Here is an 11382-nt window from a genome sequence, read left to right as displayed (position 1 = left end):
AACCGTTGTGACCGGCCCGGCGATTTGCCGGGCCGGTCCGTGGCTCAGTCGGGCAGGGAGAACTGCACGGGCACCATGCCGATGGCGGGAACGGCCATGCCATCACGCTCGGCCGGCACGAAACGCCAGTGCCGCAGCACCTGCTGGCGGGCGGCCTGGTCCAGGCTGCGCGAGCCGCTGCTGCGTTCGATGCTGACGTTCACCGGCTGACCGCTGGGGTCCACCTCCACCCGCAGCAGCACCGTGCCCTGTTCGTGATTGCGCAGGGCCTGGATCGGGTAGCTGGGCGGTGGGTTGCTGCGGTACTGCAGCTGGGCGCCGGCCAGCTGCGTGGACGGGGCAATGGTCGGCGCAGCCTGCACTGCGGTCGGCTCGGCCGCCGGCAGGATGATGCCCTGGGCCTCCTCGACGGTCGCGGTGGGCGTCGGCAGCGGTGCGGGCACCGGCGTGGCCTGCCGCTTGTGCATCACCTCCACCTTTTCAGGGTCGGTCGGCACCGGCAGCGGCTCGATCGGCTTGGGCTCTTCCCTGGGAATGAACCGTACCGTGGTCTGATCGCGCGGCAGCGCGGTGATGGCCTGGTAGGTCGCCGGGATCAGCAACAACAGGAACGCGAGCAGATGCAGGGCGATGGCCGCACTCCAGGCGGCAACGCGGGCGGGATCGAAGTGCAGGGGTACTACGGGATACGTACGAACCATGGTCCACCTCCATGCCAGTGTCGAAGTCCTCAACGCACCAGGGCCGCCATCGGGGTTGCCGCACGCGGCTGGCAGTCAATCATTAGCGTGCCGCCTCCACCACTGCCTAGAGGCAGGGGCGGCAGCGTTGAGCTGCCCTTCATGTAACGCTGCCGGCACGGCGGCGGTGGAAACGAAAACGGCGCCCCGCAGGGCGCCGTCGGTCGAACGGAAGGCGCCTCAGCGGCCCAGTTCGAACACCACGTCCAGGTTCACCGAGACGGTCGACTCGCCCGGGGCGACCGGGGTGGCCTTGTCCATTGCCATGCCGGCGGCCTGCGCACGCATCATCGGCATCGGGCGGAAACCGCCACCGGCGTTCTCGGAAATGCTGACAATGCGGCGCACCTGCAGGCCAAGCGACTTGGCATAGGTCTGCGCACGGGCCTGGGCCTTCTTCAGCGCCGCCAGGCGCGCTTCGTCATAGACCGGCTCGGGCTGGTCGATCTCGAACTGCGGGCCGTTGATCTGGTTGGCGCCCTGCGCGGCCAGCGCGTCCAGCACCTTGCCCAGCTTGGCGATGTCGCGGACCTTCAGGCTGACGGTGTTGCTGGCCTGGTAGCCGGTGATCTTCGGGGCTTCGTTGTCGGCATAGCGGTACTGCGGGTTGAGGCTGACGCCGCTGGTCTGCACGTCGCGCTCGGCGATGCCGGCGGCCTTGATCGCAGCCAGCACCTTGTCCATCTGCTGGGCGTTCTGGCGCATGGCGCTGTTGCCGTCGGCGGCCTGGGTGACCACACCGGCCGACAGCGAGGCCACATCCGGCACGCGGGTGGCTTCGGCGTTGGCCGAGATGTTCAGCAGGGTGCCTTCGGCCGCGGCGGCGATCGACGGCAACGACGGGGCGGCATGGGCGGTCATCGAAGCTCCAAGAGCGAGGGACAGGGCAAGCAGCAGCGGGGTGGCGGTGCGGCGCATGGGATCTCCTTGTTGTGGCGGTGAGGGTGGTGTCGTAGCGATGAACGCGTTGTGAGTCCGTTCGGGGTTGCAGGCGCCCAGGGAGGATTGTCCGACGATTCAGGTACCGGCGTCAGGTTATGCTGTGTCGATGCTCTATCTTGCTTCCCGCTCCCCCCGACGCAACCAGCTGCTGGCCCGACTCGGACACCCTTTCCAGGCATTGGACCTGGAGGTTGTCGAGCAGCGCGCGGCCTCTGAAAGTGCCCAGGACTATGTCTGCCGGGTCGCCGCCGACAAGGCGCGCGCCGGCCTGGCACGGGTGCTGGCCGATGACCCGCAGGCGCGGGTGCTGGGCTCGGATACCGAAGTGGTGCTCGATGGCGAAGTATTCGGCAAGCCGGTCGACGCGGCCGACGCGCGGGCGATGCTGGCACGGCTGGCCGGGCGCACCCATCAGGTGATGACCGCCGTGGTGGTGGTGGACGCGCGCGGGCTGGACAGCGAACTGGTCGTTTCCGAGGTCACCTTCGCCGCGATCGAGTCCGCCGACATCGCCGCCTACGTCGCCACCGGCGAGCCGCTGGACAAGGCGGGTGCGTATGCCATCCAGGGCGGTGCCGAGCGCTGGATCGAACACCTTTCCGGCAGCTACTCCGGTGTCATGGGGCTGCCGTTGCTGCATACCGATCGTCTGCTGGCCCGCTGCGGCGTGCTGGCCCCAACTGCTGATGCCGCCAGGGAGGCTGCCGATGTCTGAGGAAATCCTGGTCAATGTGACCCCGCGCGAAACCCGGGTCGCGGTGATCGAGAACGGCATGCTGCAGGAGCTGCACATCGAGCGCGGTTGGCGCCGGGGTGTGGTCGGCAACATCTACAAGGGCAAGGTGCAACGGGTCATGCCGGGCATGCAGGCGGCATTCGTCGAAGTGGGCCTGGAGCGCGCCGCGTTCCTGCACGCCAACGACGTGGTGCGGCCGGCGCCCGTGGCCAGCGCCGATACCGAGAACACGACCCTGCCGCCGCCATCCAGCGTGCCGATCGTGGAGCTGCTGCGCGACGGCCAGGACATCGTGGTGCAGGTGGTGAAGGATCCGATCGGGACCAAGGGCGCACGCCTGACCACCCAGATCAGCATTCCCTCGCGCTACATGGTGCTGCTGCCGCAGTCGAAGGTGGTGGGCGTGTCGGCGCGCATCGAGGACGAAGGCGAGCGCGCGCGGCTGAAGGCGCTGGTGACCGAACTGTCGGCCCAGCACGGCGGCTACGGCTACATCGTGCGCACCAATGCCGAGGGCCAGCCGGCCGAGGCCATCGCCGAAGACATCGCCTACCTGTCACGGGTATGGAACGTGGTCGAGCGCCGCGGCCGCGAGGCGGCGTCGTGCAGCAACATCTATGAAGACCTGAGCCTGCCGCTGCGTTCGGTGCGCGACCTGATCCGCAAGGACGTGGACAAGGTCAAGGTGGACTCGAAGGAGACCTTCGCCCAGCTGCAGGCGTTCGTGGCCAAGTACATGCCGGTGCTGGCGGAGAAGATCGAGCTGTACAGCGGCGATCGTCCGATCTTCGACATGTTCGGGGTCGAGGACGAGATCGGCCGTGCGCTGGACAAGCAGGTACCTCTGAAATCCGGTGGCTACCTGGTGATCGACCAGACCGAGGCGATGACCACCATCGACGTCAACACCGGCTCGTTCCTCGGCCAGCGCAACCTGGAAGAGACGGTGTTCCGCACCAACCTGGAAGCTGCGCAGGCGGTGGCCAGGCAGCTGCGCCTGCGCAACCTGGGCGGCATCATCATCATCGACTTCATCGACATGGATGACGCCGAACACCGCCGCCAGGTACTGCGTACCCTGGAAAAGGCGCTGGCCCGCGACCATGCCAAGACCACGGTGTACGACTTCTCGCCGCTGGGCCTGGTGGAGATGACGCGCAAGCGCACGGTGGAAAGCCTGGAGCGCCAGCTGTCGGAAACCTGCCCGCAGTGCAGTGGCCGCGGCACCATCAAGACCACCGAAACGGTGACCTACGAGATCTTCCGCGAGATCACCCGTGCGGTGCGCCAGTTCGATGCCGCGCGCCTGCTGGTGATCGCGTCCAGCAAGGTGGTGGCGCGGATCACCGATGAGGAATCCACGGCCGTGGCCGAGCTGGAAGAGTTCCTCGGCAAGAGCATCCGCTTCCAGGCGGACGAGCAGTACCTGCAGGAGCAGTTCGATGTTGTTCTGCTCTGATCCAGGCCGGCTGTCTGCCTTCGGTGGCCGATGAGCGCGCCGCCGCGCCTGCGACTGCGAAGGATCCGCCGTCATTTCATCGCCGCATGCGCGGTTGGCCTGGTCGGGCTTGCCCTGCTGGTCGGCACCCTCAGCCAGCTGTTGCCGCTGGCTGAGCGCCATCCGGACCGGATCGCGGCCTGGCTGAGCACGCGCGCCGGGCAACCGGTGCGCTTTGAACGCCTGGACACCGCCTGGACCCGACGTGGTCCACTGCTGCAGTTGAAGGGTCTGCGCATCGGCGCGGGCCAGGGCCTGGCCATCGGCGATGCCGAGGTGCTGGTATCGATGTACAGCGGCCTGCTGCCGGGCCGCTCGCTGACCGAACTGCGCCTGCGTGGCCTGGCGCTGGACCTGCAGCAGGCCGCCGATGGCCGCTGGTCGGTGCGCGGCCTGCCGCAGTCCCGCGCTGGCGGCGATCCGCTGGATGCGTTGCGCCGGCTGGGCGAACTGCAGGTGATTGGTGGCCGCCTCGGCGTGCATGCGCCAGCACTGGGTGTCGATGCCACCCTGCCACGTATCGACCTGCGCCTGCGCGTGGATGGCGACCGCCTGCGGGTGGGCGTGCGTGCCTGGGCACAGACCGACGCCTTGCCGCTGACGGCGGTGCTGGACCTGGATCGCCAGCGCGGCAACGGCGAGGCCTGGGTAGGCGCCGATCCAATCGATTTCCGTGCCTGGGCGCCGTTGCTGGCGGCCGGCGGCATGCGCCTGCGCGAGGGCAAGGGCGAGCTCAACCTGTGGCTGACCCTGCGTGATTTCGCCCCGGTGGCGCTGACCACCGATTCGGACCTGCGCGACCTGCGTGTCGAAGGCGCGCCGATGCCTGGCGTGGCGCGCCCGCAGATTCAACTGCAACGGCTGCAGGCGCGCCTGCGTTGGCAGCGGACGGCAGAAGGCTGGGCGCTGCAGGTGCCGCGCCTGCGCCTGCAGGCCGATGGCAGCCAGCAGCAGCTGGACGGGCTGCAACTGCGGGTGGGCAAGCAGATGCAGGTGCAGGCCGCAGCAGCGCAGGCGGGTACCGCGTTGCGCGCGCTGGCGCTCAGCGACCGGCTGGATGCGGGCCTGCGGCGTTGGCTGTACCTGGCCAAGCCGCAGCTGGACGTGGCGCAGCTGCAGTTGCGCGGCCAGCAGGATGGCCCGTTGTGGGTGCAGGGCGAACTGCGGTCGCTGGGTTTTGCCAGTGTTGGCAACTCGCCGGGCCTGCGCGGCCTGGGCGGCCGTTTCGAGGGCGATGCCAACGGCTTCAGCCTGCAGCTGCAACCCCAGCGCCAGCTGCAGTTCGATTGGCCCACCGGTTTCGGCGTGCGTCACGACCTGCACCTGGCCGGGCAGATCGTCGGTTGGCGTGACGAGGCCGGTGGCTGGCGCATCGGCACCCCGGCGATGCGTGTGGAAGGCACCGACTACGCCGCCGACGTGCGCGGTGGTCTCTGGTTCCAGGGCGATGGCACCCGGCCGTGGATGCAGCTGGCGGCCAAGCTGGACGACGTACCGATGACCGCGGCCAAGCGTTTCTGGATTCATTCCAGGATGAGCAAGGGCGCCACCGACTGGCTGGACATGGCCTTGGCCGGCGGCCAGGTGCGCAACGGCATCGGCCTGGTCAGTGGTGACCTGGACGACTGGCCGTTCGACAACAACGATGGCCGCTTCGAAGCCACTGGGCACATCAGCAACGGTGACATCCGCTTCCAGCACGATTGGCCGTTGATGGGCCAGGTGGACGCCGATGTCGCCTTCATTGGGCCCGGTTTCCACATGCAGGGCCGCGGCGATCTGGCCGGCGTGGCGGTACAGACGTTCGAAGCCGGCATCCAGGATTTCGGCCAGCAGCCACTGTACGTGCGCGCCGACAGCCAGGGCGATGCCGGCAAGTTGCTGGCGATGCTGCGGCAGAGCCCGCTGCACAAGGACTACGGCGACACCCTGGACAACCTCGCGGCAAGCGGGCCGGCCAACGTGCATTTCGACCTGTTGCAGCCCCTGCGTCATGACCAGGGCGGTGGCCACCTGCAGGGCACGGTGGACCTGGCCGGGCTGAAGCTGGTCGACAAGCGCTTCCAGCTGGAATTCGACAACATGCGTGGGCAGGCCCGCTACAGCAACGCCGGCTTCGCCGCCGAGGAACTGGCCGTGCGCCACCTCGGCCAGGACGGCCGGCTGAGCCTGCGCGCCGGTGGTTTCGTGCGTGACCCCAAGCTGGCCTTCGAATCGGAACTGGCCGCCACGCTCGATGCGGGCGTGCTGATCGACCGCGCACCGGAAATGGCCTGGCTGAAGCCCTACATCAACGGCACCTCGCCGTGGACCATCGCGGTGAACCTGCCGAAGGTCGCGCCGGGTACACCAGCGCCGCCCAGCGAGCTGCGCCTGCGCTCGGATCTGCTGGGCACCCGCCTGGACCTGCCGGCGCCGCTGCAGAAGCCGGCCAACGAACCGCTGCCGACCACCGTGGCCGCACAGCTGCCGATGGGCGCCGGCCGCATCGACGTGGCGTTCGGCCAGCGCCTGGCGCTGGCCGCGCGCAGCCACAACAACCAGACCGGCGTGCAGGTCACCCTGGGCAGCGACCACGTTGACCGCGAACCACCGCCCAGCGGGCTGACCATCAATGGCCGCAGCCCGACCCTGGATGCGCTGGAATGGATCGGCCTGGCCCGTGGCGCCGGTGGCGATGGCGACCCGATGCCGCTGCGCGCGGTGGACGTGCAGGTCGGCCAGCTGATGCTGATCGGCGGCGTGTTCGAGCAGACCCGCCTGCAGCTGCACCCCGGCCCGCAGGCGCTGGACGTGCGCCTGGATGGCCCCTCGCTGGCCGGCAGGTTGAATGTACCCAACGCCGATGGCGGCACCATCAGCGGCCAGCTCGAGCGCGTGTACTGGCAATCGCTGCCGACCCTTCCCGGAGCCACGGCGGCACCGGCGCGGGTGCAGGCCGGTGCCGACGACATGGACCCGGCCAAGCTGCCGCCGTTCGCACTGGACATCGCCGACCTGAAGTTCGGCAAGGTCGTGCTGGGCCAGGCCGTGCTGCGTACGCGGCCGATCGCCAATGGCCTGAGCGTGGAACAACTGCAGTTCCGCGCCCCCAGCCAGGAGATCGACATCCGTGGCCGTTGGCTCGGCAAGGGTGGCGGTTCGCGAACCGCGCTTGATGCGCAGGTGCGCAGTGAAGACCTGGGCGGGTTGTTGCAGAACCTCGACTACGGCGGCCAGCTGCGCGGCGGCTCCGGCCACGCCCAGCTGCAGGCCTCGTGGCCCGGCGGTCCGTCGGACTTCCAGCTTGGCAACCTGCAGGGCCAGCTCGATGTGAATGCCCGCAATGGCCAGCTTTTGGAGCTGGAGCCGGGGGCCGGCCGCGTGCTGGGCCTGCTCAGCGTCACCCAGCTGCCGCGGCGGCTGATGTTCGACTTCCGCGACTTCTTCTCCAAGGGCTTCGCGTTCAACCAGGTCGAGGGCAGCGTGCAGTTCGGCGAGGGCATGGCCCGTACCGACAAGGTGTTGATCGAAGGGCCGGCAGCAAACATCACCATCCATGGCCAGGCCGACCTGCGGAAACAGCAGTTCGACCAGACCATCGACGTCAACCCGCGCGCCGGCAACCTGCTGACCGTGGTCGGCGCGGTGGCCGGCGGCCCGGTGGGCGCAGCGCTGGGTGCAGCCACCAATGCGGTATTGTCCAAGCCATTGGGCGAGATCGGTGCCCGCACCTACAAGGTGACCGGCCCCTGGAAGGAGCCCAAGGTGGAGGTGATCGAGCGCAGCCGCGAACGTGCGCCAGTACCCGCACCGCCGCCGCGCCTGCCGCCGTTGCCGGCCGTGCCGCCGACCGTCACCGAACCACCGCCACCGCGCTGAGCGCGGCCCCCGTTTCCCCAGGGCGGCCTTGCCTGACCGCCTTCACACCCCCAGATCGAGACCATGACTGACAACGCCCTGACGCTTGCCCAAGATCGCCTGTTGCGCCCCGGTGGCCTGGATACCGCTGGCCTGGAGCGCACCTTCGGCCAACTGCTCGGCCCCGGTGTCGACTTCGGCGACCTGTACTTCCAGCACGCCCGGCGCGAAAGCTGGAGCGTGGAAGATGGCATCGTCAAGGACGGCGCCCATTCCATCGAGCAGGGCGTGGGCGTGCGCGCGATTGCCGGCGAGAAGACCGGCTTTGCCTATTCCGATGACATCCATGCCGGTGCATTGCTGACCGCAGCGCAGTCGGCACGTGCGATCTCGCGCGAAGGCGGCGCACAGACCGGACGCTCGCTGCTGCGCGGCGATGCGCGCGTGCTGTATCCGGCGCTGGATCCGATCGACGGCATCGGCAACGAAGCCAAGGTCGAGGTGCTCAAGCGCCTGGACGGCTACCTGCGCGCGGCCGATCCGCGCGTGAAGCAGGTGATGGTCAGCCTGTCCGGTGGCGTCGACACCGTGCTGGTTGCCCGCACCGATGGTGTGCTGGGCGCCGACGTGCGCCCGCTGGTGCGGTTGAACGTGCAGGTGATCGTCGAGCAGAACGGCCGCCGTGAGTCGGGTTATGCCGGCGGCGGCGGTCGCTATGGCTATGAAGCGTTGTTTGCCGACGGCCGCCCGGAAGCCTTCGCGCGCGAGGCGCTGCGGCAGGCCCTGGTGAACCTGGAAGCGGTGCCGGCGCCGGCCGGGGTGATGCCGGTGGTGCTGGGCCCGGGCTGGCCGGGCGTGCTGCTGCACGAGGCGGTCGGCCATGGCCTGGAAGGTGACTTCAACCGCAAGGGCACCAGCGTCTACGCCGGCAGGATCGGCGAGCGCGTGGCCGCCCCGGGCGTGACCATCGTCGACGACGGTACCCTGGACGGACGCCGTGGTTCACTCAACATCGATGACGAAGGCCACCCGACCCAGTGCACCACGCTGATCGAGGACGGCATCCTGGTCGGCTACATGCAGGACAGCCTCAACGCGCGGCTGATGGGCGTTGCGCCGACCGGCAACGGCCGTCGCGAATCGTTCGCGCACATGACCATGCCGCGCATGACCAACACCTACATGCGCGCCGGCCAGCATGACCCGCAGGAAATGATCCGTTCGGTGAAGAAGGGCCTGTACGCGGTCAATTTCGGCGGCGGCCAGGTCGACATCACCAGCGGCAAGTACGTGTTCTCGGCCACCGAGGCCTACCTGATCGAGGACGGCCGGATCACCGCGCCGGTGAAGGGCGCGACCCTGATCGGCAATGGCCCGGAAACCATGCAGAAGGTGCGCATGGTCGGCAACGACCTGGCCCTGGACGAGGGCGTGGGCATCTGTGGCAAGGACGGGCAGAGTGTGCCGGTCGGTGTCGGCCAGCCGTCGCTGCTGATCGAGGGCATCACCGTCGGCGGTACCCAGGCCTGAGCACGGCGATGGCCACAGCCACCGCCATGCCCGACGGGGACTCAGTCCTCTTCGGCGTCGTCGACCGGTTCGTCTGCCTCGGCGTCCTCACCGGATACCTTCAGGCCCAGCGCGGCCGGCAGCATCAGCGTGCGCAGCACCTGGAAGATCTCGCGGTAGGCGCGTGGCGGCTTGTTCTTGGCCTTTTCGGCCTGGGCGTTGCGCACCAGCGTGCGCAGCTGCTGGCGGTCGGCCTGCGGATGGTCATCCAGCAGCGCGGCCAGCGCCTTGTCGCCTTCATTCATGAGGCGTTCGCGCCAGTCTTCGACACGGTGCATCATCGCCACTTCGCGGCGCCCGGTTTCGCTGTTGGCATCCAGCGCATCGCGTATCGCGTCCAGCGTGGCATCGTCCTCGCGGCGCATGTGCTTGGCCAGGAACGCCAGCTGCCGCTTGTGCGCGATATGGGCGGTGATGCGCTTGCACTCGGCGATGTGCGGCAGCAGGTCCTCCGGGATCGGCAGGCGCGCCAGCTGGGCCGGGGTCAGCGACACCAGCTTCTCGCCGAGGGCCAGGACATCGAGCGCATCGCGCCGGTTCTGGCTGCGGCTCTTGTCGTGGAATTCACCGGTTTCTTCGTCGCGTCCGCGCATCGTCCATACCTGATTTCAAAAAAAGTCGCCCGGCGTGATGCCGGGCCCAACCCGCACAGGATAAAGCATTGAACGTGATCGCCCCTGAAGTCGCCGTCGGCGACGACAGCCCGGCCCGGCTGGAACGGCTGGCCGACATCTCCCAGCAGCTGCTGCAGCGTGCCCGCGCCCTGGGTGCCAGCCAGGCCGAGGTCAGCTGCAGCGAAGACCGTGGGCTTGAGGTCAATGTCCGTCTCGGCGAGGTCGAGACCGTGCAGTCCACCCGTGACCGCGGCATTGCCGTGACCGTCTACTTCGGCCAGCGCAAGGGCAGTGCCAGCACCGCCGACCTGCATGAGGCCAGCCTGCTGGCCACCGTCGAGCAGGCCTGCGCGATCGCCCGCCATACCGAGGACGATCCGGCCGCCGGCCTGGCCGAGGCCGACCTGATGGCCCGCGACTTCCCCGAACTGGATGGCTGGCACCCCTGGGAGCTGCAGGCCGACGACGCGGTGGACCTGGCGCTGGCCTGCGAGGCCGCGGGCCGCCAAGCCGATGCGCAGATCCGCAATTCCGATGGTGCCTCGGTGTCGAGCATGCAGAGCGTGTCGGTCTACGCCAATTCGCATGGGTTCATCGGCCGCGAGCGCGGAACCCATCATTCGATCGGCTGTGCGCTGATCGCCGGCACCGGCGATGGCATGCAGCGCGACGGCTGGTACACCGGCGCGCTGGCCCGCGAGGACCTGGAAGATCCGGCCAGCGTCGGTCGCCGCGCCGCAGAGCGCACGATCGCCCGCCTGCAGCCGCGTTCGCTGCCGACCGGCAGCATGCCGGTGCTGTACGCGCCGGAAGTGGCGCGCAGCCTGGTGGGCCACCTGCTGTCGGCGGTCTCCGGCGGCGCACTGTACCGCCAAGCGAGCTTCCTGCTGGACAGCGTCGACCAGCAGCTGTTCCCCGACTGGATGCAGATCGAGGAGCTGCCGCACCTGCGCCGTGGCCTGCGCTCGGCCGCCTTCGACGGCGACGGCGTGGCCACGCGTGCCTCGGCCCTGGTGCGTGACGGCGTGCTGCAGCGTTACGTGCTGGGCAGCTATTCGGCGCGCAAGCTGGGCCTGCAGACCACCGCCAATGCCGGCGGCGTGCACAACCTGCAGCTGGCGGCCAATGCCGGTTCGCTGCAGGACATCGCCGCGCAGATGGGCAGCGGCCTGCTGGTGACCGAACTGATGGGGCAGGGGGTGAACGGGGTGACCGGCGACTACTCGCGCGGCGCCGGCGGCTTCCGCGTGGAGAATGGCCAGATCCAGTATCCGGTGGACGGCATCACCATCGCCGGCAACCTGCGGGACATGTTCATGGCCATCGAGGCGGTCGGCAGCGACGTCGATACGCGTTCGCATATCCGCACCGGCTCGATCCTGGTGGGACGGATGACGATCGCCGGCAATGATTGATGCCATTGATGGCGTAAGCTAGGCCCGC

Annotated in this window: 8 protein-coding genes; 5 read left to right on the top strand and 3 right to left on the bottom strand. The window is 68.8% G+C overall.

The features are described 5' to 3' along the window. Window positions 1-44 precede the first annotated feature (44 nt). Both LMF57_RS14365 and LMF57_RS14360 read right to left on the bottom strand, forming a co-directional pair. The gene (locus LMF57_RS14365) at window positions 45-701 is read right to left on the bottom strand and encodes an energy transducer TonB (RefSeq protein ID WP_229290085.1); all 657 of its coding nucleotides are present in this window, start codon (window positions 699-701) and stop codon (window positions 45-47) included. 219 nt (window positions 702-920) lie between these two features. After that, window positions 921-1658 (bottom strand): SIMPL domain-containing protein, encoded by a 738-nt coding sequence (locus LMF57_RS14360; protein ID WP_229290084.1) that lies wholly within the window; start codon window positions 1656-1658, stop codon window positions 921-923. A gap of 130 nt (window positions 1659-1788) precedes the next feature. On the opposite strand from LMF57_RS14360, the gene LMF57_RS14355 reads away from it, so the two are divergent. The 4 genes from LMF57_RS14355 (at window position 1789) to tldD (ending at window position 9286) form a co-directional block, all read left to right on the top strand. Then, complete coding sequence (locus tag LMF57_RS14355) at window positions 1789-2397, top strand: Maf family nucleotide pyrophosphatase (RefSeq protein WP_117310966.1); 609 nt, start codon at window positions 1789-1791, stop codon at window positions 2395-2397. Beyond that, complete coding sequence (gene rng, locus LMF57_RS14350; protein WP_025879287.1) at window positions 2390-3877, top strand: ribonuclease G; 1488 nt, start codon at window positions 2390-2392, stop codon at window positions 3875-3877. Before LMF57_RS14355 ends, rng begins: the two co-directional genes overlap by 8 nt. 30 nt (window positions 3878-3907) lie before the next feature. Beyond that, the gene (locus tag LMF57_RS14345) at window positions 3908-7777 is read left to right on the top strand and encodes a YhdP family protein (protein WP_229290083.1); all 3870 of its coding nucleotides are present in this window, start codon (window positions 3908-3910) and stop codon (window positions 7775-7777) included. Window positions 7778-7840: 63 nt separating this feature from the next. Then, window positions 7841-9286: a metalloprotease TldD gene (tldD, locus tag LMF57_RS14340; RefSeq protein WP_025879285.1), complete on the top strand. Its 1446-nt coding sequence runs from the start codon at window positions 7841-7843 to the stop codon at window positions 9284-9286. A 41-nt stretch (window positions 9287-9327) separates the two neighbouring features. Here tldD and yjgA read toward each other — a convergent pair whose 3' ends face one another. Next, entirely contained in the window at window positions 9328-9918 is a 591-nt protein-coding gene (gene yjgA, locus LMF57_RS14335; RefSeq protein WP_117310964.1) for a ribosome biogenesis factor YjgA, read from the bottom strand. Between the two features lie 68 nt (window positions 9919-9986). Here yjgA and pmbA point away from each other — a divergent pair, with 68 nt between their 5' ends. Next, window positions 9987-11354 carry a metalloprotease PmbA gene (gene pmbA / locus LMF57_RS14330; protein WP_229290082.1) on the top strand — a complete coding sequence of 456 codons (1368 nt, stop codon included), beginning with the start codon at window positions 9987-9989 and terminating at the stop codon, window positions 11352-11354. Window positions 11355-11382 lie beyond the last annotated feature (28 nt).

The organism is Stenotrophomonas sp. SI-NJAU-1 (assembly GCF_020883215.1).
Lineage (GTDB): Bacteria > Pseudomonadota > Gammaproteobacteria > Xanthomonadales > Xanthomonadaceae > Stenotrophomonas > Stenotrophomonas indicatrix.
This window is presented reverse-complemented; position numbering and strand designations above follow the sequence as displayed.

What these genes read in the sequence shown, in the direction of transcription:
- LMF57_RS14365 (WP_229290085.1), bottom strand. Translation starts at nt 701, where the DNA reads ATGGTTCGTACGTATCCCGTAGTACCCCTGCACTTCGATCCCGCCCGC.
- LMF57_RS14360 (WP_229290084.1), bottom strand. Translation starts at nt 1,658, where the DNA reads ATGCGCCGCACCGCCACCCCGCTGCTGCTTGCCCTGTCCCTCGCTCTT.
- LMF57_RS14355 (WP_117310966.1), top strand. Translation starts at nt 1,789, where the DNA reads ATGCTCTATCTTGCTTCCCGCTCCCCCCGACGCAACCAGCTGCTGGCC.
- rng (WP_025879287.1), top strand. Translation starts at nt 2,390, where the DNA reads ATGTCTGAGGAAATCCTGGTCAATGTGACCCCGCGCGAAACCCGGGTC.
- LMF57_RS14345 (WP_229290083.1), top strand. Translation starts at nt 3,908, where the DNA reads ATGAGCGCGCCGCCGCGCCTGCGACTGCGAAGGATCCGCCGTCATTTC.
- tldD (WP_025879285.1), top strand. Translation starts at nt 7,841, where the DNA reads ATGACTGACAACGCCCTGACGCTTGCCCAAGATCGCCTGTTGCGCCCC.
- yjgA (WP_117310964.1), bottom strand. Translation starts at nt 9,918, where the DNA reads ATGCGCGGACGCGACGAAGAAACCGGTGAATTCCACGACAAGAGCCGC.